The 20,977-nt window shown below is 67.7% G+C and carries 19 protein-coding genes; 12 read left to right on the top strand and 7 right to left on the bottom strand.

What is annotated here, in order from left to right:
* Nucleotides 1-82 precede the first annotated feature (82 nt).
* The 3 genes from IB257_RS04865 to IB257_RS04855 all read left to right on the top strand — a co-directional run bounded on the left by IB257_RS04865 (nucleotide 83) and on the right by IB257_RS04855 (nucleotide 3,985).
* Nucleotides 83-904, top strand: a complete 822-nt coding sequence (locus tag IB257_RS04865) for a glucose 1-dehydrogenase (protein WP_125473590.1) — start codon at nucleotides 83-85, stop codon at nucleotides 902-904.
* Nucleotides 905-907: 3 nt separating this feature from the next.
* On the top strand, nucleotides 908-2,725 hold the full coding sequence (locus IB257_RS04860) for a glycoside hydrolase family 15 protein (protein WP_054453891.1): 1,818 nt from the start codon (nucleotides 908-910) through the stop codon (nucleotides 2,723-2,725).
* Between the two features lie 132 nt (nucleotides 2,726-2,857).
* Nucleotides 2,858-3,985 (top strand): acyl-CoA dehydrogenase family protein, encoded by a 1,128-nt coding sequence (locus IB257_RS04855; RefSeq protein WP_119449641.1) that lies wholly within the window; start codon nucleotides 2,858-2,860, stop codon nucleotides 3,983-3,985.
* An 8-nt stretch (nucleotides 3,986-3,993) separates the two neighbouring features.
* Here IB257_RS04855 and IB257_RS04850 read toward each other — a convergent pair whose 3' ends face one another.
* From IB257_RS04850 to IB257_RS04830, 5 genes are all read right to left on the bottom strand, one after another.
* On the bottom strand, nucleotides 3,994-4,365 hold the full coding sequence (locus IB257_RS04850; RefSeq protein ID WP_054453896.1) for a DUF2784 domain-containing protein: 372 nt from the start codon (nucleotides 4,363-4,365) through the stop codon (nucleotides 3,994-3,996).
* A gap of 13 nt (nucleotides 4,366-4,378) precedes the next feature.
* A complete protein-coding gene (locus tag IB257_RS04845; RefSeq protein ID WP_192491935.1) occupies nucleotides 4,379-4,954 on the bottom strand; it encodes a restriction endonuclease in 576 nt (191 codons plus the stop codon).
* Nucleotides 4,955-4,987: 33 nt separating this feature from the next.
* The gene (locus IB257_RS04840) at nucleotides 4,988-5,233 is read right to left on the bottom strand and encodes an RNA-binding S4 domain-containing protein (RefSeq protein ID WP_125473305.1); all 246 of its coding nucleotides are present in this window, start codon (nucleotides 5,231-5,233) and stop codon (nucleotides 4,988-4,990) included.
* Between the two features lie 33 nt (nucleotides 5,234-5,266).
* Complete coding sequence (locus tag IB257_RS04835; RefSeq protein WP_119449644.1) at nucleotides 5,267-5,926, bottom strand: DUF502 domain-containing protein; 660 nt, start codon at nucleotides 5,924-5,926, stop codon at nucleotides 5,267-5,269.
* Nucleotides 5,927-6,053: 127 nt separating this feature from the next.
* A complete protein-coding gene (locus IB257_RS04830; protein ID WP_013394098.1) occupies nucleotides 6,054-6,521 on the bottom strand; it encodes a winged helix-turn-helix transcriptional regulator in 468 nt (155 codons plus the stop codon).
* A 135-nt stretch (nucleotides 6,522-6,656) separates the two neighbouring features.
* Between IB257_RS04830 and IB257_RS04825 the strand changes: the two genes are divergently transcribed.
* From IB257_RS04825 to IB257_RS04785, 9 genes are all read left to right on the top strand, one after another.
* Nucleotides 6,657-7,958, top strand: a complete 1,302-nt coding sequence (locus IB257_RS04825; RefSeq protein WP_192491934.1) for a D-amino acid dehydrogenase — start codon at nucleotides 6,657-6,659, stop codon at nucleotides 7,956-7,958.
* A gap of 79 nt (nucleotides 7,959-8,037) precedes the next feature.
* Nucleotides 8,038-9,165: a DNA repair exonuclease gene (locus tag IB257_RS04820; RefSeq protein ID WP_119449677.1), complete on the top strand. Its 1,128-nt coding sequence runs from the start codon at nucleotides 8,038-8,040 to the stop codon at nucleotides 9,163-9,165.
* Complete coding sequence (locus tag IB257_RS04815; protein ID WP_192491933.1) at nucleotides 9,162-11,789, top strand: AAA family ATPase; 2,628 nt, start codon at nucleotides 9,162-9,164, stop codon at nucleotides 11,787-11,789. Before IB257_RS04820 ends, IB257_RS04815 begins: the two co-directional genes overlap by 4 nt.
* A 374-nt stretch (nucleotides 11,790-12,163) precedes the next feature.
* A complete protein-coding gene (locus tag IB257_RS04810) occupies nucleotides 12,164-13,045 on the top strand; it encodes a DMT family transporter (RefSeq protein ID WP_192491932.1) in 882 nt (293 codons plus the stop codon).
* Nucleotides 13,046-13,204: 159 nt separating this feature from the next.
* Nucleotides 13,205-14,386: an acyl-CoA dehydrogenase family protein gene (locus IB257_RS04805; protein ID WP_192491931.1), complete on the top strand. Its 1,182-nt coding sequence runs from the start codon at nucleotides 13,205-13,207 to the stop codon at nucleotides 14,384-14,386.
* Nucleotides 14,383-15,066, top strand: a complete 684-nt coding sequence (locus IB257_RS04800) for a TetR/AcrR family transcriptional regulator (protein ID WP_054453914.1) — start codon at nucleotides 14,383-14,385, stop codon at nucleotides 15,064-15,066. The genes IB257_RS04805 and IB257_RS04800 overlap by 4 nt, the downstream gene beginning before the upstream one ends.
* A complete protein-coding gene (locus IB257_RS04795) occupies nucleotides 15,059-16,114 on the top strand; it encodes a hypothetical protein (protein WP_370540085.1) in 1,056 nt (351 codons plus the stop codon). Before IB257_RS04800 ends, IB257_RS04795 begins: the two co-directional genes overlap by 8 nt.
* 24 nt (nucleotides 16,115-16,138) lie before the next feature.
* The gene (locus IB257_RS04790; protein WP_192491929.1) at nucleotides 16,139-17,281 is read left to right on the top strand and encodes a CaiB/BaiF CoA-transferase family protein; all 1,143 of its coding nucleotides are present in this window, start codon (nucleotides 16,139-16,141) and stop codon (nucleotides 17,279-17,281) included.
* 40 nt (nucleotides 17,282-17,321) lie between these two features.
* Nucleotides 17,322-18,287 (top strand): tripartite tricarboxylate transporter substrate binding protein, encoded by a 966-nt coding sequence (locus IB257_RS04785; protein ID WP_054453920.1) that lies wholly within the window; start codon nucleotides 17,322-17,324, stop codon nucleotides 18,285-18,287.
* A gap of 34 nt (nucleotides 18,288-18,321) precedes the next feature.
* Here the strand turns inward: IB257_RS04785 and IB257_RS04780 are convergent, their stop codons facing one another.
* Entirely contained in the window at nucleotides 18,322-19,203 is an 882-nt protein-coding gene (locus IB257_RS04780; RefSeq protein WP_192491928.1) for a hypothetical protein, read from the bottom strand.
* A gap of 463 nt (nucleotides 19,204-19,666) precedes the next feature.
* Nucleotides 19,667-20,647, bottom strand: a complete 981-nt coding sequence (locus IB257_RS04775; RefSeq protein ID WP_175163865.1) for a tripartite tricarboxylate transporter substrate binding protein — start codon at nucleotides 20,645-20,647, stop codon at nucleotides 19,667-19,669.
* Nucleotides 20,648-20,977 lie beyond the last annotated feature (330 nt).

Here is a 20,977-nt window from a genome sequence, read left to right as displayed (position 1 = left end):
TGTAACCCGCTCGCGGGACTACGCTGGACGTTCTACACGCGGCGGCCGGGCTCGATGCGTAGCGGCCGCCAGGGAGGCAGGCATGCATCACGCGAGCGAACTGCGCGGCCGGGTGGCCGTGGTGACAGGCGCATCTTCCGGCATAGGCCGGGCCATCGCGATCGGGCTGGCGGCCGCTGGCGCGCAGGTGGTGGTGAATCATCGCGCGGGCGGCGATTCTCAGGGGCGGGCCGCCGCCGTCGCCGAAGCGATCCAGCGGCAGGGCGGTTCGGCCGTCACTGCGGCCGCCGACATCAGCAAGGAGCCCGAGGTGGAGCACCTGTTTGCGCAGGCGCTGCAGCATTACGGGCGCCTGGACATCCTGGTCAACAACGCGGGCATAGAGCATCCCGCGCCGATTGCGGACATGACGCTGGCCGACTGGCAGCGCGTCATCGACGTGAACCTGACGGGGCAGTTCCTGTGCGCGCGCGCCGCTGCGCAGCAGTTCCAGTCACAGCCGGTCGACCCGGCGCGGCAGGGATTGGCGGCGGGCAACATCCTCTTCATCAGTTCCGTGCACGAGGTCATACCCTGGGCCTTCCAGGTGAATTACGCGGCGTCCAAGGGCGGCGTATCGATGCTGATGAAATCCCTGGCGCAGGAGCTGGCGCCGGCCCGGATACGCGTCAATTCGATTGCGCCGGGCGCCATACGCACGGCTATCAACCAGCCGGCCTGGGATACGCCGGAAAGCCTGGCCAGGCTGTTGCAGCTGATTCCCTACGGCCGCATCGGCGAACCCGAAGACGTGGCGCGGGCCGCCGTCTGGCTCGCCAGCGACGCCTCGGATTACGTCACCGGCACGACCTTGTTCGTCGACGGCGGCATGACGCTGTATCCCGAATTCCGGGGCGCGGGCTAGGCCATGTCCAAGCCCCTGGAAGACTATGGCTTGATCGGCAACATGCTGTCGGCTGCGCTGGTGGCGCGCGACGGCTCCATCGACTGGCTGTGCCTGCCGCACTTCGATTCCCCCGCCTGCTTCGCGGCGCTGCTGGGCGATGAACGGCACGGGCGCTGGCGCATTGCGCCGCACGCGCAGCGCTGCACGGTGTCGCGCCGTTATGTGCCGGATACCGCGGTGCTGGAAACGCGCTACGAAACCGGCTCGGGCACGGCGCTGCTGTACGACTTCATGCCCTTGAGCGACGACGACGAGCGCGCCGACGTGGTGCGCATCGTGCGCGGCGAATCCGGACACGTGCAGATGGACATGGAGATGGCGCTGCGCTTCAACTATGGGCAGGCCGTTCCCTGGGTGCGCCGGCGCGACTATGGCCTGAGCGCCATCGCGGGCCCCGACGCGGTCGAACTGCACACGCCGGTGGACCTGGCGGGGCACGAACTCACCACCACGGCGCGCTTCACCGTGCATCCGGGGCGGGTGGTGCCGTTTACGCTGTCCTACCACCGTTCGCACCGCACGCCGCACTTCGTGCCGGATCGCGTGGAAAGCATGGACCGCACCATTTCCTGGTGGCAGGAATGGGCCAAGCGCTGCCGCTGGGAGGGCAGCGAAGAAGGGCGCGAGGCCGTGGTGCGCTCGCTGATTACCTTGAAGCTGCTGACCTTCCAGCCCACCGGCGGCATCATTGCCGCGCCTACCACCTCGCTGCCGGAGGCCCTGGGCGGCAGCCGCAACTGGGACTACCGGCATTGCTGGCTGCGCGATTCGGCGCTGACCCTCTACGCCTTGCTCAATGCCGGCTACCGCGAGGAGGCCGAGGCCTGGCGCCAATGGCTGTTGCGCGCGGTGGCCGGGCATCCCGACCAGTTGCAGATCATGTACGGCATCGCGGGCGAACGCTGGCTGCCCGAACTGGAAATCCCCTGGCTGCCGGGCTATGAGGGCAGCCTGCCGGTGCGCCGGGGCAACGGCGCCGCCGGCCAGAGCCAGCTGGACGTCTATGGCGAACTCATCGAAACCCTGTATGCGGCGCGCGCCGCGGACCTGGCGCCGCTGGCCGAGGCCTGGCGCCTGCAGAACGTGCTGCTGGAGCCATTGAAGCGCCGTTGGCAGGACCTGGACCACGGCATCTGGGAAGTTCGCGGCGAGCGCCGCGCCTTCACCCATTCGCGCCTGATGTGCTGGGTGGCCTTCGACCGCGCGGTGCAATCCTGTGATCGCTTCGGCCTGCGCGGGCCGCGCGATGAATGGCAGCGGCTTGCCGACCGCATCCGGGCGGACATCTGCAAGCACGGCTACAACCAGGCGCGCGGCAGCTTCGTGCAGAGCTATGGATCTGATGAGCTGGATGCCAGCCTGCTGCTCATCCCCCAGGTGGGTTTCCTGCCCGCGGACGATCCGCGGGTGGCGGGGACGGTGCGCGCCATCGAGCGCGAACTGCTGCGCGATGGCCTGCTGCTGCGCTATTCCAATCAGCATGCCAGCGACGGCCTGCCGGGCGACGAAGGCGTGTTCCTGGCCTGCAGCTTCTGGCTGGCCGACGCCTACGTCATGCAGGGGCGCATCGATGACGCCGAACGCCTGTTCGAGCGGCTGCTGGCGCTGCGCAACGACCTGGGCCTGCTGGCCGAGGAATACGACGTAGGCCGGCGCCGCCTGGTGGGCAATTTCCCGCAGGGGTTCTCGCACATCGGGCTGGTCAATACCGCCTACAACCTGAGCCGGGCGAGCGGCCCGGCGCGTCAGCGCAGCGAGCAGGACGCGCCGCGGGAATAGGCCGCGCGGCGGCGTCCAGCGCCTGCCGGCGCGGTGTATTCTGGCGATCTGACGGACGCCCCAAGTCGGGCGCCGAACCGCAGAACAGAGCAGGCCGCGCATCGGCCGCCACCGCATCCAGGAGAGACAAGCATGCTTTTGACCGACGAACAGCTCAGCGTCCAGGAAATGGCGCGCCGCTTCGCGCAGGAGCGCCTGGCGCCCAACTCGGAACGCTGGGACCGCGACCATCACTATCCCGCCGACGCCATCGCCGAAATGGCGCAGCTGGGCTTTTTCGGCATGCTGGTGCCCGAAGCCTGGGACGGCAATGACAGCGGCTATATCTCGTATGCGGTCGCGCTGGAGGAAATCGCGGCCGGCAATGGCGCCTGCTCCACCATCATGAGCGTGCACAATTCGGTGGCCTGCATGCCCATCCTGAAGTTCGGTACCGACGCGCAGAAAGAACAGTTCCTGCGTCCGCTGGCAACGGGCGAGCATATCGGCGCCTTCGCGCTGACCGAGCCGCAGGCGGGGTCGGACGCCAGCAGCCTGCACACCCGGGCGCGCCGCGATGGCGACGACTACATCCTGAATGGCGCCAAGCAGTTCATCACGTCGGGGCGCAGCGGCCAGGTGGTGATCGTATTCGCCGTGACCGACCCGGATGCCGGCAAGCGCGGCATCTCGGCCTTCATCGTGCCCACCGACACCCCGGGCTACAAGGTGTTGCGGGTGGAAGACAAGCTCGGCCAGCATGCGTCCGACACCTGCCAGATCGCGTTCGAGGACATGCGCATTCCGGCGGCTTACCGGCTGGGCGCGGAGGGCGAAGGCTACAAGATCGCCCTGTCCAACCTGGAGGGCGGGCGCATCGGCATCGCGTCCCAGTCGGTGGGCATGGCGCGCGCGGCCTACGAGTGCGCGCGCGACTACGCGCGCGACCGGCAGGCCTTTGGCAAACCCATCATGGAGCATCAGGCGGTCGCGTTCCGGCTGGCCGACATGGCCACGCAGATCCATGCGGCGCGCCAGATGGTGCTGCATGCGGCAGCCTTGCGCGAGGCCGGCAGGCCGGCGTTGACGGAAGCGTCCATGGCCAAGCTGTTCGCCTCCGAGATGGCCGAGAAGGTCTGCTCCGCCGCCATCCAGACCCTGGGCGGCTACGGCTATCTGAAGGATTTTCCGGTGGAACGCATCTATCGCGATGTGCGGGTCTGCCAGATCTATGAAGGCACCAGCGACATCCAGCGCCTGGTGATCGCCCGGGCCCTGTGAACGAAAGGCTAGGCCGGCAGGCGCCGGCCGCGCCGCGCCCATAGCGTGTAGACGACGATGTTGCCCACGATCAGCAAGGCCGCCAGTACGATCTGCGTGCCGCGGGTGATGCCTTCGGGGTAGATCAGCGCCAGTATGTAGTGTTCGATGAAGCCGCCGCCATAGCCTTGCTGGCCGGCCTGCTGGCGCAGCGAAATCTCCAGCGGCGTCAACGGGCAGATCCAGCCCATGCCTATCACCAGCGCGCCCCAGGCCAGCGCGGGCAGGTGCAGGTAGGCGATCCAGCGCTTCCATAACGCCAGCAGGCCGCCGAATACGACGAAGGCAACGAAGAGGCCGTGCACGATGAGCACCAGGTCGGCGAGCAGTCGATAGCTCATGGCCGTGTCCGCCTCAGGGCTTGAGGTCCCGCAGCAGCTTGGCCAGTTCAGGCGCGGTCATCAGCGACACGCCTTGCGACTTGGCGTAGTGCAGGGCGTTGTCCGAGACCTCGCCCAGCGCAATGTAGATGGCTTCGCGCGCGCCGCGCTTCTCGCGCGCCGCCTGCAGTTCGCGCAAGGGTTCGACGCCGACGCGGGCGGCCTTCCAGCGCTTGGCGCTGACCATGGCGACATGGCCGTCCTTGCTCAGCGCGAAATCGGCGCCGGGCAATTGCAGGCGCTGCACTTCACAGCCGTCGCGGCGAAAGCCCGCTTCGACGGTTTTGGAAAATTCCGCCCAGGACATGCCGGCGGCGGTTTCGGCCACGGCCTGCACCCGCGCGCCCGAGGGCGCGCGCAATTGCTTGTAGGCCGCCATGATGGCGATGACCGCGAACGGCACCGCGGCGAACACGCCCATCGCGGCGTACTCCAGCGGCAGCGCGGCAAAGCCGGCGGCCGACAGCAGCACGGCCACGCCGGCGCTCATCCACCAGGGCGAGCGCAGCAGCACCGCAAAAATGGAGTTCTGGGACATCTTGAGTTTCATGGCGGCTCGCGGTGATGCGTGGTGTGGAGGGCTTCAGGCGTCTGCGTCGCCGGCGTCGGGGCCGCGCACGACGATGCGCACGTCGCCGCAGGTCACGATCTGGCCGGCGCGGATCTTGGCCGTCTTGCGGCTTTCGACCACGCCGCCCACGCTGACGTGGCCTTCGGCCACCAGCATCTTGCCCGCGCCGCCGCTGTCGCACACGCCGGTGGCCTTGAGCAGCTGGTTCACTTCAATATAGGGGCTGCCTTCGGCCAGCGTGAATTCGATGATGGGCATAGCGAGAGTCTGGTAGAGGTGGGGGCGGGGCGCTCAGGCTTGGCCGCCGCCGTTGGCGCCGTCCTGGGCAGGGGCGGGGGGCTCCTGCGCGGCGGGACGGTTGTTGCTGGTTTCGGCGCGAGCCATCCAGGCGATCAGGGACGAACGCATGGCTTCCTCGACCGACATCTGGATGGGCTGGACCCATTCCTGCGGCACGAACACGGTATAGCCGCCGATCATGTAGCCCATCGGCAGGTATACGGCCACGCGCTCGCCCTGGGTGAACCCTTCGGGCAAGCCTTCCATGTTGCGGCGGGTGACCAGGCCGACCAGTTCCAGCTGCTGGCCCGGCACTCGCAGGATCACGACCTGCTGGGCGGTGTTCTTGGAACTGGGCGAAAAATAGTCCGCGAAGCTCTTCAGCGACGAATAGATGCTCTTGACCACCGGCAGGTTGGTGAACGGCATTTCCAGCAGCACCAGCACGCGCTGCACGCGTTCCTTGGACACCAGGTAGCCGATGGCCAGGATGCCGAGGATGCCCAGCGCCAGGCCCATGCCCGGCACATAGAACCCGCCGATGAAGGGGCGCAGGAAGGTCAGCGCCACGGCTTCGGTCCACGCCAGGAAGATATAGAGCAGGTAGATCGTCAGGGCCAGCGGCAGGACGGTGATCAGGCCGCGGAAGAAGTATTTATAGAGGCGAGTCATAGACATAGGCAAATAAATCAGGGTCGGATTACGCGGCAAAGGCACGCGCCGAAGGGCCGCCAGCATAGCAGCCGGCGCGGGCCCGACAGGTAACAATCGGCATGCGATCAGCGGAAGCGGCGCGCGCCTAGCGGTCCACGGGCAGGTACAGGGTCTCCTTGATCTCCTCCATGACCACGTAGCTGCGCGATTCAGCGGACGCGGGCAGGCGCTTGAGGATTTCGCCGAGGAGACGGCGGTATTCGTTCATTTCGGTCAGGCGGGCCTTGACCAGGTAGTCGAAGTCGCCGGACACCAGATGGCATTCCATGACTTCGGGCACGTACAGCAGCTCTTTCTTGACCTTGTCGAACACGTCGCCGGATTTGGCCGACAGCTTGATCTCCAGGAAGACGAGCAGGTTCTTGCCCAGCGCCGCCGGATTGACGCGCGCATGGTAACCCGTGATGACGCCTTCGCGCTCCATGCGCTTGACGCGGTCGGAGCAGGGGGTGGCGGACAGGCTGATCCGGTCGGCCAGTTCGGTCACGGAAATGCGGCCTTCCCGCTGCAGGATATCCAGGATTTTCAGGTCGATACGGTCTAGCTCGCGCATTTCACTTTTGGCGATCGAAAAACAGGAGGCGGCCGGGAAAAAGCACTGGCAAAGCAAAATCTTCAGTGCTTTTCACTGCTGAGAGGCCCATAGACTACCGAAATTCCTGAACAAAACCAATCACCGGAAAGAATCATGCACGTCATCGTCCTCGGCAGCGGCGTCATCGGCACCACCACCGCCTACTATCTGGCCCGCCAAGGCGCCAAAGTCACGGTGCTGGACCGCCAGCCTTCGGCGGCGCAAGAGACCAGCTACGCCAACGCCGGACAGGTTTCGCCGGGCTATTCCACGCCGTGGGCCGCGCCCGGCATTCCGCTGAAGGCCATCAAGTGGCTGTTCCAGAAACACGCTCCGCTGGCCATACGCCTGGACGGCAGCCTGTTCCAGCTGAAATGGATGGCGTCCATGCTGGCCAACTGTTCGGCCGAACGGTACTCGGTGAACAAGGAGCGCATGCTGCGCCTGTCCGAGTACAGCCGCGATTGCCTGCGCGAACTGCGCCAGTCCACCGGCATCCACTACGAAGAACGCACCCGCGGCACCTTGCAGCTGTTCCGCACCGAGGCCCAGCTGGAAGCCGCGCGCCGCGACATCGCGGTGCTGGAAGAAGTGGGCGTACCCTACGAACTGCTGGACCGCAACCGCCTGGTGACGGCCGAGCCCGCCCTGGCGCGCTCGCTGCACAAGCTGAGCGGCGGCCTGCGCCTGCCCAACGACGAAACCGGCGACTGCCAACTGTTCACGACGCGCCTGGCCGAAATGGCCAAGGGCCTGGGCGTGGAATTCCGTTACGGCCAGACGGTGTCGGGCCTGAACACGGCCGGCGGCCAGATCACCGGCGTGCGCGTGGGCAATGAAGTCCTGACCGCCGATCGCTATGTCGCCGCCTTCGGCAGCTACACGCGCGACTTCCTCAAGCCGCTGGACCTGGACCTGCCGGTGTATCCGCTCAAGGGCTACTCGCTGACCATCCCCATGGCGGACGAATCGGCCGCGCCGGTTTCGACCATTCTGGACGAAACCTACAAGATCGCCGTCACGCGTTTCGACCAGCGCATCCGCGTGGGCGGCATGGCCGAGATCGCGGGCTTCGACCTGCGCCTGATGGAGGCCCGCCGCAAGACGCTGGAACTGGTCGTCAACGACCTGTTCCCGGGCAGCGGCCACGTGGCCCAGGCCGAGTTCTGGACCGGCCTGCGTCCCATGACGCCGGACGGCACGCCGGTGGTCGGCGCGACCCGCTACGGCAACCTGTACCTGAACACCGGCCACGGCACGCTGGGCTGGACCATGGCCTGCGGCTCGGGCAAGCTGGTGGCCGACCTGGTCATGGGCCAGCGTCCCGCCATCCGCACCGACGGCCTGGGCCTGTCGCGCTATGACCGCAAGGCGGCGTCCAGCCAGTCGCTGGTGCTGGGCGGCAAGAGCGCCTGATTCCACTTGCGGCAAGCCGGCGGCGATTCTTCCGGATATCGCCGCCGGGACTGCGCATGGGCCATCTACAATGGCCCGCATGATCCATTTCCTGCACACCGCCGACTGGCAGATCGGCCGACAATACGGCCAGTTTGAAACCGACGATGCCGCCATGCTGGCCGAGGCCCGCTTCGACGTCGTCGCCCGCATCGCTGCGCTGGCCGCGGAGCGCGGCGTGGACGCCGTGCTGGTGGCGGGCGATGTGTTCGACACGCAGGGCGTGTCGGACCGCACGATACGCCGCCTGTTCGCGGCCATGGCCGCTTACACCGGCCCCTGGGTCATGATCGCCGGCAACCACGACGCCGCGCTGGCCGACAGCGTCTGGAGCCGGGCGATGCAGTTGGGCTGCATCCCTTCCAACGTGCATGTTCCGCTGCGCACCGGCGTGGTCGATCTGGCGGCGATCAATCTCGCCGTGCTGGCCGCGCCCCTGACGCAACGCCATACCTACGACGACGTGACCCAGGCCTTCGACGCGCTGGAAACCGAAGCCGGCCGCATCCGCGTGGGCCTGGCGCACGGCAGCGTGGCGGGCCGCCTGCCGGACACCATCGATGCCACCAATCCCATCGCCCCGGACCGCGCGGTTCGCGCGCGGCTGGACTATCTGGCGCTGGGCGACTGGCACGGCTGTCTGTCCATCGACGAGCGCACCTGGTACGCCGGCACGCCGGAGCAGGACCGCTTCCGCGGCAACGAACCGGGGTACGCGCTGCATGTGCGCATCGAGGCGCCGGGCGCCACGCCCGCCGTCGAGCGGCTGGCTACGGGCAAGTACCGCTGGTCGGCCTGGTCGGAAACGCTGAGCCTGCCCTCGGACGCGCAGGCGCTGGCCGCGCGCATGGCCGAGCTGCGCGCCGAGGATGTGCTGCGGCTGGACCTGCAAGGGCACGTCAACATGGAAACCTGGGAAGCGCTGCAACGCGCCGTGGACCAGGCCGCGGCGCAGGTGCGTGCGCTGCTGCCGGACCTGTCCGGCCTCATGCTGGAACCGGACGAAGCCGACCTGGCCGAACTGCGCGCCAGCGGCTACGTGGGCGAAGTTGCGGCGCAATTGCAGGCATTGCAGGCCGACCCGGAACAATCTGCGGTTGCGGGCGAGGCATTGCGGCTGCTGCTGCGGTTCCAGCGCGAAAGCGCCGCGCCGGGAGCCGCCAAATGAAGCTCTCGCGCATCGCCCTGGAAGAATTCCGCAAGTTCCGCCAGCCCATGGCGCTGGAAGGGCTGCAGGACGGCCTGAACCTGTTCGTGGGCCCGAACGAAGCCGGCAAGAGCACCGTGGCCGCGGCCATCCGTTCAGCCTTTCTTGAACGCTACAGCACCAGCAAGGTCGCTGACCTGGCGCCGCACGGCGAGTCCGGCGCGCGACCCAGCGTGGAACTGGAATTCACGCATGCCGGACACAGCTATGTGCTGAAGAAGCAATTCCTGTCGCGCGCCCGCTGCGAACTGTTGATCGATGGCGGCGCGCAACGGCTGGACGGCGAAGAGGCCGAGAACGCGCTGGCCGCGTTGCTGGGCTTTGAACTGCCGGGACGCGGCCAGAGCAAGCCGGACCTGGCGGGCATACCGGGCCTGTTGTGGATCCAGCAGGGCGACGGCCAGAATCTGCAGGAAGCGGCCGGCCATGCGGGCGCGCATCTGCGTGAGGCCTTGACGCAGCTGTCCGGCGAGCTGGCTTCGGGCGATGGCGACCGCCTGTACGAGCGCGTGGCCGCCGAACGCGGCGCGCTGCTGGACGCACGCAATGGCCGCCCCAAGGGCGTCTACAAGGAAGCCGAAGATGCGCTGACGCGCGCCGCGGCCGAACGCGACGAGTGCGCGCGGGCCATGGCGCAGCTGAACGCCGACGTGGACCGCCTGGCCGAATTGCGCCGCGACCACGAGCGCGCCCAGGCCGGCGAGCCCTGGAAGGACTTCGAAGCCAAGGCGGCCGAGGCGCGTGCGCGCCTGGCGGCCCTGGCCAAGGAGCGCGAAGCCTTCGAAGGGCTGCGCCGCGAACAGGCGCAAGCCGCGCAAACGCTGGCGCTGTTGCAGGACCAGGTCCGGCGCGACCAGCAGGACGAGGCCGAACTCCAGTCGCTGGCCAGCGAGGCCCGCGCCGCGCGCGCCCGGGTCGAGGCCGCGCGCGAACCGCTGGCGCGCGCCCAACAGCAGCGCCAGGCGCATGCGGCCGCGGTGGACGCGGCGCGCCAGCGCGTTACTTCGGTGCAGGCCGTGGCCGACCGGCGCGACCTGGAGCATCAACTGCTCCAGCTGGGCGTGGAGATCGAACGCCTGGACGGCGCATTGAAGGAAGTCACCGCATTGATCGAGCAGGGCTCCGCGCTCAAGGCCGAGACCATGCGGATCGAAATCGCCGACGCCGACATCGAAGCCCTGCGCAAGAGCGAACGCGAACTGGCCAACCTGCAATTGCAGCAGCAGGCCAGCGCCACGCGCCTGTCCTATCAGCTGGAAGCGGGCGGCCGGGCGCTGCTGGACGGCCGGATGCTGAGCGGCGCGGACGAGGTCCTGTTGACGGCGGCCGCCGAACTGGAACTGCCGGGCGTGGGGCGCTTGCGCATCGAGCCGGGCGGCAAGGACTTGCCCGCGCTCAAGCGCGAAATCGATGCGGCTCGGGCGGCCAGCGCGGCCTTGCTGCAACGCCTGGACGTCGAGAGCCTGGCGCAGGCCGAGCAGCGCTACGCCCGCCATGGCGCCTTGCTGCGCGAGCTGGACGGCATGCGCAAGACGCTGGGCATCCATGCGCCCAAGGGCGTGGACGTTCTGCGTGGGCAGCGCGACGACGCGTTGGCGCGTCGCGTGCAGTTGCAGGAACGTTTGGACAAGCTGCCACCTGCGCCGCAGGCGGACGACGGCGGCGATCTGCCCGGGGCGCTCCAGGCCCTGCGCGAGGCCGAGGCGGTTTCGGCGCAGGCCGAGACCGCGCTGGCCGCCGCACAGCGCACCATGGACACCGACGGCGCGCGCGCCCAATTGCTGGAAAACCAGACGGCGGCGCGCAGCGCCGAGCTCCAATCGCCCGAGCGCGCGACGCAGCGGCAGGCCCGCGCAGGCAGGCTCGCCGAGGTCCGCAGCAGCCACGACGAACTGGAGCGCCGCGTGCGCGAGGCGCAGGCGGCATTGGCTGGCCACCGTCCCGAGCTGGTCGAACAGGATGTGCAGCGCTACGAGAAGTCCGCCGCGATCGAGCGCGAGGCGCAGCACAAGCGCCACGGCGAAATCCTGCAGTTGCAAGGCAAGCTGGACCAGGCGGGCGCCCAAGGGCTGGGCGAACGCCTGTCTGAAGCAGAGGCCGCCTGCGAACGCCTGGAGCGGCGGCGCGACGACTTCGCCCGCCGCGCCGCTGCGCTGGAACTCCTGCAAAAGCTGCTGGCAGACAAGCGCGCGGCGGCGACGCAACGCCTGCAAGCGCCGCTGGCGCGCCGGCTGAACCACTACCTGGCGCTGCTGTTTCCGGAAGCCGACCTGCGACTGGACGATGCCTTGCTGCCCGCCGCGCTGCGCCGCGCGGGCGGCGAGGACCAGCTGTCCGCGCTCAGCTTCGGCACGCGCGAACAACTGGGCATCCTGGCCCGCTTCGCCTACGCCGATCTGCTGCGCGAAGCAGGGCGGCCGACGCTGCTGCTGCTCGACGACGCGCTGGTCCACACGGACGACGCGCGGCGCGACTTTATGAAGCGCGCGTTGTTCGACGCGGCCACGCGGCATCAGATCCTCATGTTCACCTGCCATGGCGAAGCGTGGCGCGACATGGGGGTGGAGCAGCGGCGCATCGCTTGACCGCGCCGCGCGCAGCCGGTAGGCTACGCCCCATGCCTGACCACACGCTCCTCGCCGATTCCGCATCCGCTGCCCGCGCAGCGGATACGCGTGCGCGTGTGCTGTCCCGGCGCTCCGCAGTTTCCCCCGGTTTTTCTCCTGTCGTGTCCACGGTGGTATCGCCGCCGGTCGCGCCGCCTTGCGGCGTGGTCTCGGGTGCTTACCCGCCTAGCGCGGTCGTCGTCGGCTGACGCCGTCCGCAACGCGACTCCAGCCTTTCTTCAAAAAAGCTTCGTCAGACGTCCTGATGCATATTGCATCCGTCTAGCGCATGTTTATGCCCGCTTGCGCGGGCGGGGCTGGAGCCTGTTCATACCCCGACAGGTAGAAACCTCATGTCTTTCGATAGATCTGCGTGGACCTCCTATGGCTCCACTTCCTTGTTCGTGCTGCTGTGGAGCGGCGGCGCGATTTTCGCCAAGTGGGGGCTGTCCCACGCCTCCGCCTTCGGCTTCCTGCTGTTGCGCTTCATCCTGGCGCTGGCCGCGCTGATGCTGTTGTGCGCGTGGCGGCGGCGCTGGCTGCCAGAGCCGGGCACGCGTCTGACTGTCGCGGCCACTGGCCTGCTGCTCATCGGCGGCTACTCCATCTGCTACCTGCTGGCGCTGGACCACGGCATCACGCCGGGCGTGCTGGCCACGCTGCTGGGCGCGCAGCCCATTCTGACGTTGGCGGTGATGGAAAGGCGTTACTCATTGCCGCGCGTGGCGGGCCTCGGCCTTGCCTTGTGCGGGCTGGTGATGGTGGTCTACCAGAGCGTAGGCATGGCGCGTTTTTCCGCGGCCGGCATGGCCTACGCGCTGGCCGCGCTGCTTTGCATGACCAGCGGCGCGATGCTGCAGAAACGCGTGCGCCAGGCGCCCATGGACGTCATGCCGTTGCAGTACTTCGTCAGTCTGGCGTTGTGCCTGCTGTTCGTGCCATTCCAACCGATCCGCGTGGAGTGGGTGATCGGTTTCATCCTGCCGCTGATCTGGATGGGCCTGGTGATCTCGGTGGGCGCGACCCTGCTGTTCTACCGCATGATCCAGGCTGGCAACCTGGTCAACGTCACCAGCCTGTTCTATCTGGTGCCGGCCGGCACGGCGGCCCTGGATTACCTCATCCTGGGCAACCGGTTGTCGGCGTTGAGTCTGGGCGGGATGGCGGCGATCCTGCTGGGCCTGATGCTGGTGTTGCGCAGTCCGGCGCCAGCGGCGAAAGCGGTGCGGACCTGACCGTTGCCAGTTGAGGCATGACCCCGCGAGCGGATTTGAGTGCGCCCGCGGGGCAACTCATTGGGTCGCGGGTTTTCCCCAGGTATCGAAGAAAAATACCAAGTAGTATGTTCTCATCCAGCTTATTAAATACTCATTAGTATGTTGCTGGAGACAACGATGTCCGTGATCTGGAATCCCCCGCTCGACCCGCAGGCAAGCGCCTGGCGCGACAAGGCCGCCGACTTGACCGCGCGGGCGTTCGCGCCGGCGGCCGCCGCCATAGACCGGGAACAACGCTATCCCGTGGAGCACCTGGCGCCGTTGCGGGAAAGCGGGATCTCGGGACTCTTCATTCCGGCCGAGTACGGTGGCGCGGGCGCATCGCTGACCTCGCTGGTGGCGGTGGTGGAAACCGTGGCCCAGGGCTGCGCCTCCACGGCCGCCATCCTGGCGGCGCTGTCGCTGGGCGCGTTTCCGGTCATCCTGGGAGGTACCGCCGAACAGAAGATGGTGCTGCTGGGCGGCCTGGCGCGCGACGGCCACGCGGTCAACTTCGCCCTGAGCGAGCGCGGCGCCGGTTCGGATGCGGCGGCCCTGTTGACCACGGCCGTGCCCGAGGGCGACGGATGGCGCATCCGGGGCGAAAAATGCTGGCTGGGCAACGGCGGGCATTCGCGCCATTTCATCGTGTTCGCCCGCACGGGCGAGCAGGGGGCGCGCAACAACATCAGCGCATTCGTGGTCGACCGCGACGCAAGCGGCGTGGTGGTAGACCACTACGAAGACAAGATGGGCATACGCGGCACCACCACCACGAACCTGAAACTGGACACCTGGGTCGGCGCTGAAAGCGTGGTCGGGACGCTGGGAGAAGGGCTGAAGCTCGCCTTGGCGACCTTGAGCATCGGCCGCGTGGTGGTGGCGGCCCAGGCCAACGGTATCGCCTTGTGCAGCTATGCCGAGGCGCGAGACTTCGCGGTGCAGCGCCAGACCTTCGGGCGCAGCATCATCGACCACCAGGGCGTGGGCTTCAAGCTGGCCGACGCCGCCACCGCGCTGTCGTCCTCGCGGATGATGACCTACGAAGCCGCGCGCGCCTACGACGCCGGGCAGGACATCGGCACGCTGGGCGCGATGGCCAAGCTGCTGGCCAGCGAAACCTCGCACAGCGTGGTGGACGACGCGATGCAGATTCTCGCCGGCCGCGGCTATGTGAAGCCCAGCGCGGTGGAACGCTGCTACCGGGACCAGCGCATCACCGAAATCTACGAAGGCACCTCCGAAATCCAGCGCGTGGTCCTGGCCCGCGCCATCAAGAAAAGCGCAGGCGTTGCGGCGCAGCGCGGGGAGTTCGCATGAAAGCCAAGACTGCCATTCCTTATGACGAGATGCCCCTGCGGCAAGTGGAGCTGCTGGACGCGGCCGCGCATGCCTTCACCGAAATGGGATTCGCGGCGACCACGATCGATTCGGTCGCCGACCTGATCGGCGTCACGAAAGGCAGCGTCTACTACTACTACCGCAGCAAGACCGACCTGTTCTTCGCCGTGCACCGGCGCGCCATGCAGTTGAACCTGGACACGGTGACGCCGCTGGCGGAGGACGCGGGCGCGTCGCCGCCTCAGCGGCTCTGGAACATGGCCCACGCCCACACGCATCTGATGATGGCGCACCTGCCGTACCAGCGCGTCACCGTGCAGGGCGTCGAACTGCACCTGGCCGGACGCACCACGGCGAACCAGCGTGCCGAGCTGGAAGAACTGGTGCGGCAGCGCGACCGCTACGAGTCGCTGTTCCGCAGCGTGGTCGAGGCGGGCATGGCGACCGGAGACTTCCGGCGCGGTCCGCCGGCCTTGCAGGTCAAGCCGCTATTGGGCGCCTTGAACTGGACCACCATGTGGTATCGCCCCAGGGCCGGCGAATCCGAAGCGGATCGCGAAGCCATCGCGCGCGACATCGCGGATTTCGCTGTCGCGTCCATGCAATCCCTGCTGCCCGGTTCCGTGGCGGTTCCCACTGGAGTGAATGGCCATGCATGACATGCAATCCGAGGAACGCGGCTGGCGCGCGGTTTCCGAGTGGTATCACGCATTCTTCACCGGCATCGTCCTGTCGGCCGTGACGCGCCGCGGCACGGCGCGCGCGGCCGAACTGGTCTACGAGATCTTCTGCCGCCAGCGCAACGAGCGCTTCCTGCCGGGCCTGAAGAAGCTGGGCATCGCGCATCTGCCGCCCGCGGTGGCGGCGGCGCAGTACCACTACCTCTCCAACCATATCGGCGGCGTGGCGGTGCAGTACATGTACGAGTCCGACCGCAAGGCCTGGATACGCTATTCCGCGCCGCGCTGGATCTGGTCGGGCACCGCGCTGTGCGCGATACCGTCGGAGGTGTCGCGCGCCATGCTGGCGGGCTGGCATGCGCAGAACGGCGTGTCGCTCAACAATCCGCGGCTGGGTTTCGTATGCACCAAGCAGGCTGTCGACGGCCAGTCTGGGCTGGAGGGCTACTACTACGAGTACGACCGCGACCTGCAGCCGCATGAACGCCTGCGCTTCAGCCGCAATGAGGACGCGCCCGATTTCGACGCCGCTGCCGCACCGACGCTGCCCACCGTGGATTGGCCCGCGACGCGCCTGGCCAAGGCCAGCCGCAACTACGCCATGGAGTACGTGCGCAGCGCCTTGCCCGTAGCGGTGAACCTGTGGGGGCCGGAGGACGCGGCCGCGCTGCTGCACCTGACTGGAAGAATGATAGGCATGCAGTTCTATCACGAGACGGCGCGGGCGCTGGGCGTGGGGCAGGATAGTTCCGCGCTGCAGTTCGGGCGCTTCATGGTGGCGCTGGCGCAAGCACAGGGCGACACGTGCGAGTTGAGCGAAACGGCGGAAGGCGTGCGCGTGACGCAACACGGCTGGAACCTGATGGACACCGTGGCCGATGCGCACCCCTGCGTGGCGCAAGCCTGGAACGGCCTGCTGGAAGGCGCGCTGGATGCGCACAATCACCGGCTTGCGCTGCGCATGAACACGCAGGCGGGCGCGCAGGGCAGGGAATTCAGCTGGCTGATCGCCGGCGCTTCGGCCTGAGCCTGAAATCGAAGGAGACAGACTATGCATAGCAGCGATACCGGCGGCGCGCTCTCCGGCCTGCGCGTCATCGACGCGTCGCGCGTCCTGGCAGGGCCATTCTGCGGCCAGATGCTGGGCGACCATGGCGCCGACGTAATCAAGATCGAATCGCCGGAAGGCGATGAATGCCGCGGTTTCGGTCCCCCGTTCGTGGACGGCAGTTCGGCCTATTTCCGCGCCGTGAACCGCAACAAGCGCAGCATGGTGCTGGACCTGAACAGCGAAGCCGGCCGCGAGACGTTCTGGCAATTGCTGGAAACGGCCGACGTGCTGATCGAGAACTTCAAGGCCAGCACGCTGCGCGCTTGGGGCGTGGCCGAACCGTCCGCCATCACCGAGCGCTTTCCGCGACTGGTCCATTGCCGCATCACAGGCTTCGGCGACGATGGCCCGCTGGGCGAATTGCCCGGCTACGACGCCGCGGTGCAATCCATGGCCGGCCTGCTCAGCATCAACGGCGAGGCGGGTGGCGAACCCTTGAGGCTGGGCGTGCCGGTGGTTGACCTCACCACCGGCATGAACGCCGCGATCGCCGTGCTGCTGGCCCTGCAGGCCCGGCACCGCACGGGGCGCGGCCAGATGGCGGACGTGTGCCTCTACGATTCCGCCGTATCGGTGGCGCATCCGTTCCTGGCCAATTACCTGGCGTCGGGCAATACGCCGCGCCCCAGCGGCAACGGGCATCCCAACATCGTGCCCTACAACGTTTACCAGACCCGGACCTGCCCCTTGTTCATCGCGGTCGCCAACGATCGCCTCTTCACCAAGCTGTGCACGCAGCTGGGCATTGCCGACATGGCGCAGGACGAACGCTACAAGTCCAACGGGCAAAGAGTGGTCAACCGCGAAGCCGTGGATGCGGCGCTGGCCCAGGCGTTCGCGCAGGTCGATGGCGAGGCGTTCGGCAAGCAGTTGCTGGCGCAGAACGTACCGGCCGCGCCGATCCTGGACATGGCATCGGTGGCCGCAGCCGCCCATACCGAGCATCGCCAGATGGTGGTCCGGCGCGACGACTACCACGGCCCGGGCATACCGATAAAACTGTCCGGCACGCCGGCGGCCATACGCCGGGGCCCGCCGCGCTTGGGCGAAATGAACGCCGCAACACCGCCGTCAGAGCGGTAAGGCGAACCAGGCAGTACCCATAAAACCAGGAGACTAGACCATGAAAACGATTCGATTCGCGCTGTTGGCATGCGCGCTACTGAACCTGTCCGCGCAAGGCGCGGCGCAGGCCGAGACCTATCCGGGCGACAAGCCCATCAAGATCGTCGCGGCTTTTTCGCCAGGAAGCGCGACCGACACCAGCGCCCGCATCATCGCGGAAGAACTGCGTAAGGACCTGAACGCCAACGTGATCGTCGAGAACAAGCCCGGCGCCCAAGGCCTGATAGGCACCGAGTATGCGGTGCGTTCGCCGGGCGACGGCTACACGCTGACGATCTCCAGCAGTTCGCTGAACTCCATCAATCCGGGGCTGTTCAAGAAGCTTCCCTACGATGCGCAGAAGGACTTCAGCCACGTGTCGCGCCTGACCACCATGCCCATGCTGCTGCTGGTACGCGCGGACGGTCCGTACAAGGACTTGGCCACGTTCGTGAAGAAGGCGGCCTCGGGATCGTTGAACTACGGCTACGGCTCGCCGGGCGGGCAGGTCGGCGCGGCGGCGTTCAACCGCATTGCCGGCGTGCGCGCGGAAGGCGTGCCGTACAAGAGCCAGCCTCCGGCGCTGACGGACCTGGCAGGCGGGCAGGTCGATTACGTGATGGCGGACCTGTCGGTCGCCACGCCGCTGCTGCGCGGCGGCAAGCTGCGGGCGCTTGCCATCAGCACCGAGCGCCGCTTGCCGGACCTGCCGGATGTGCCAACCTTTGCCGAAACGGAATATAAGGACTTCGACCTGGTGGTATGGGTAGGCCTGGCCGGTCCCGCCGGCATCCCCCAGCCTATCCTGGAGCGCTTGAACAAGGCGGTGAACGACGCGCTGGCGCGTCCCGAGGTGCAGCAGAAGTTCGCCGCCCTGGGCATGACGGCCGCGCCGAACACGCAGGCGCAACAGCAGGCTTTCGTGGAGGCGCAACTGGGCACCTGGGGCCGCCGCATGCAGGAAGCGAACATCAAGCCGGAGTAGGCGGCTTTGCGCCCCGGCTGCGCCGGGGCTGCGGTTATGCGTAGGCGGCGCTGTCCTGGCCGTCCCAGTGCCCGCTGACCAATTGCTCGGGCCGGCTCTGCGCCACCACCCGCGCGCAGGCGGCCCAGGCGTCCAGGCGGACGCTCAGGCCGGCGTAGATGCCGTGGCCCGTGCCGGCCTCGATCACGCCTTCGGCCTGCACGCCTTCGCCTGCCCGGATCGCGCCTTCGGCGCGGATGTCCTCGCCGGCGATCAGGCCCCAGCCGGAAGCGAGGTGCTCGCCGCACTGGATGGAGCCCCCGGCCTGGATGCCGCAGGCGGCGTCGATTTCCTTTTCGGCGCCCACGTCGCCGCCGGCCTTGATGCCCTGGCCGCATTTGATGCCGCCTTGCGTCTGGATGTCCTGCCCGGCATGCAGGTGGCCGGTCACGGCCAGGTCCTGGCCGGCGCAGATGTCCCACTTGGCGCGCACATTGCCGCCGCAGTCCAGGCGCGTGGCGGTTTCTATGCCCCAATCGGCGCTGATGTCTCCGCCTGCGCGCAGGTTGCCGCCGCTGGCGATGTTGGCGTTGGCGGTGATGTTCTCGCCCGCCTGGATGGTTTCGCCGGCGCGGATGCCGCCGCCCGTGACGATGCTGCGCCCGGCGCGCACCACGCTGTCCACATTGATGCCCATGCGCACTTCCAGCGTGCCGGCGAACACGATGGCATTGGCGTCGACCGAATCCAGCCGCAGCACCGCGTCGGTGGGGCCGAACTGGTCCAGCAGCCAGCAGGCGTCGCTGACGCGGCCGTCAGCGACCAAGGCGTCAAGCACGGCCTGGTAGTCTCCCTGGCCGTTGTGGTCGCGGATGAACCATTTGTAGCCGCCCGCGCAGGGGTTCTTGGCTTTGACGAAGTTCTTGGTGAGTTGCATGGCGCTTGAATAGGTCGGTGCGTGGCCTGGCCGCAAGCCTGCGTTGGCGTTGCGGATCGAGGGACGAGACGCGGATCCCGGCCACGCGGCAGGGCGTCCGCCGGCCGGCAGCAAGGCTGCCGGATGCGCGAATGTGCGCAGGCAGCCGGCGGCGGGCCGGTGCAGGAATCAGAAAGGGGAAAAGCGGGCGATTAGCCGGGCTTGGAGCGCGCGTAGGCGGAGCGCGCGGCGACTTCCTGCGAGCTCAACAGGGTCGAGCGCAGGGCGCAAAGCGCGCAGGCGGCGCAGGGAGGGGGAGAAAGATGGGATCGCACGGTCGCACATGCTACCACCGGGGCGATTGCAGTCAAGCGCAGCCCTTGGAACGTTGGGGGCGCAAGGCGGGCGCGAAAAAAAACCGGCCTGGGAAACAGGCCGGCCTTGGGGCGGCGCCGGACCGGGCCGGCGCGCTGTCCGCTGACGATCAGTTGGTCGACTGGATGTTGCGTTCCTTGGCGATGCGTTGGCGCAGTTCCAGCTCGCGCTTGATCTGGGCGGCGTATTCGGCGGGCGTGTTGCCGTCCACCAGCGAGCCGCCGTCGGCCAGGCGCTGCACGATCTTCGGATCCTTGAGCGCCTTGACGGTGGCGTCATGGATGCGGTCGACCACCGCCTGCGGGGTGCCGGCGGGCGCTACCAGGCCGTACCAGGCCATGTTGTCCATTTCCGGCAGGCCGCCTTCGGAGAAGGTCGGCACGTCCGGCAGCGCGGGCAGGCGCTTGGGCGCGGCCACGGCCAGGGCGCGCAGCTTGCCGGCCTGGATGTGGGGCATGGACGAGGGCAGGTTGTCGAACTGGGCGTTGACCTGGCCGGCGATCACGTCATTGAGGGCCGGACCCGAACCGCGGTAGGGCACGTGCACCATGTCGGTCTTGGTCAGCGACTTGAAGAGCTCGCCGTCCAGGTGGCCGATGCCGCCCGCGCCCGAGGACGCGTAGGCGTACTTGCCGGGGTTGGCCTTCAGCAGGGCGATGAACTCGGCCAGGGTCTTGGCCGGCACGGCAGGGTTCACCGTCAGCACGTTGGGAACGTTCACCATATTGGTGATGGGGACGAAGTCCTTCAACGGGTTGTACGGGTTCTTGGGGTTGGTGGCCGGGTTGGTGGCCATGGTGCTGACGGTGGCCACGCCCAGGGTGTAGCCGTCGGGCGTGGACCGCGCCACGGCATCGGCGCCGATCGAGCCGCCGCCGCCGCCTCGGTTCTCGACCACCACGGCCTGGCCGAGCTCGCGGGTCAGGCCTTCGGCGACGATGCGCGCGACGATGTCGGTGGTGCCGCCCGCGGCGAACGGGACGATCAGGCGGATGGGTTTGTTGGGGTAGGGGTCGGCTGCCTGCGCGGCGGTGGTGAGGCAGAGGCCGGCGATGGCGGCGGCCAGGACGGCCTTGGCTTGGGACAGCATGGTCAAGAGTCTTCTCCAGATTATTTGAATTTCCGACCCGGCCGGCTTCTTGGGCCGGCGTCGGTGAAGCCTGCCGCGCCCGGATGCTGGCGCGGTGGATGCTTCGTGGGCGCCATTCCACACAGTAAATATCCGTCGGTCAACCCGGATAGACCCTGGCTTGTCCAGGGTTATTTTTTTACGGCGCCGTTGCCCGGAGAAGACGGCAATAGACGAAAAAATCCAATGCTGACAAAGACATGAACAGCTTCCGGAATATTTCAATTGCGCAAGGATTGCGCATCGATCTTGCTGTCATCCGCATCGTAAACACATAAATCTCTGCATAAC

This window comes from Achromobacter sp. ACM03 (assembly GCF_014851665.1).
Lineage (GTDB): Bacteria > Pseudomonadota > Gammaproteobacteria > Burkholderiales > Burkholderiaceae_B > Achromobacter > Achromobacter aegrifaciens.
This window is presented reverse-complemented; position numbering and strand designations above follow the sequence as displayed.

Excerpts from the sequence above, each read along its gene's own strand:
- IB257_RS04795 (WP_370540085.1), top strand. The coding sequence starts at position 15,059 with ATGCATGACATGCAATCCGAGGAACGCGGCTGGCGCGCGGTTTCCGAG.
- IB257_RS04850 (WP_054453896.1), bottom strand. The coding sequence starts at position 4,365 with ATGAGCTATCGACTGCTCGCCGACCTGGTGCTCATCGTGCACGGCCTC.
- IB257_RS04855 (WP_119449641.1), top strand. The coding sequence starts at position 2,858 with ATGCTTTTGACCGACGAACAGCTCAGCGTCCAGGAAATGGCGCGCCGC.
- IB257_RS04805 (WP_192491931.1), top strand. The coding sequence starts at position 13,205 with ATGTCCGTGATCTGGAATCCCCCGCTCGACCCGCAGGCAAGCGCCTGG.
- IB257_RS04790 (WP_192491929.1), top strand. The coding sequence starts at position 16,139 with ATGCATAGCAGCGATACCGGCGGCGCGCTCTCCGGCCTGCGCGTCATC.
- IB257_RS04820 (WP_119449677.1), top strand. The coding sequence starts at position 8,038 with ATGATCCATTTCCTGCACACCGCCGACTGGCAGATCGGCCGACAATAC.
- IB257_RS04775 (WP_175163865.1), bottom strand. The coding sequence starts at position 20,647 with ATGCTGTCCCAAGCCAAGGCCGTCCTGGCCGCCGCCATCGCCGGCCTC.
- IB257_RS04815 (WP_192491933.1), top strand. The coding sequence starts at position 9,162 with ATGAAGCTCTCGCGCATCGCCCTGGAAGAATTCCGCAAGTTCCGCCAG.
- IB257_RS04865 (WP_125473590.1), top strand. The coding sequence starts at position 83 with ATGCATCACGCGAGCGAACTGCGCGGCCGGGTGGCCGTGGTGACAGGC.
- IB257_RS04785 (WP_054453920.1), top strand. The coding sequence starts at position 17,322 with ATGAAAACGATTCGATTCGCGCTGTTGGCATGCGCGCTACTGAACCTG.
- IB257_RS04800 (WP_054453914.1), top strand. The coding sequence starts at position 14,383 with ATGAAAGCCAAGACTGCCATTCCTTATGACGAGATGCCCCTGCGGCAA.
- IB257_RS04860 (WP_054453891.1), top strand. The coding sequence starts at position 908 with ATGTCCAAGCCCCTGGAAGACTATGGCTTGATCGGCAACATGCTGTCG.
- IB257_RS04780 (WP_192491928.1), bottom strand. The coding sequence starts at position 19,203 with ATGCAACTCACCAAGAACTTCGTCAAAGCCAAGAACCCCTGCGCGGGC.
- IB257_RS04835 (WP_119449644.1), bottom strand. The coding sequence starts at position 5,926 with ATGACTCGCCTCTATAAATACTTCTTCCGCGGCCTGATCACCGTCCTG.
- IB257_RS04825 (WP_192491934.1), top strand. The coding sequence starts at position 6,657 with ATGCACGTCATCGTCCTCGGCAGCGGCGTCATCGGCACCACCACCGCC.
- IB257_RS04845 (WP_192491935.1), bottom strand. The coding sequence starts at position 4,954 with ATGAAACTCAAGATGTCCCAGAACTCCATTTTTGCGGTGCTGCTGCGC.
- IB257_RS04830 (WP_013394098.1), bottom strand. The coding sequence starts at position 6,521 with ATGCGCGAGCTAGACCGTATCGACCTGAAAATCCTGGATATCCTGCAG.
- IB257_RS04810 (WP_192491932.1), top strand. The coding sequence starts at position 12,164 with ATGTCTTTCGATAGATCTGCGTGGACCTCCTATGGCTCCACTTCCTTG.
- IB257_RS04840 (WP_125473305.1), bottom strand. The coding sequence starts at position 5,233 with ATGCCCATCATCGAATTCACGCTGGCCGAAGGCAGCCCCTATATTGAA.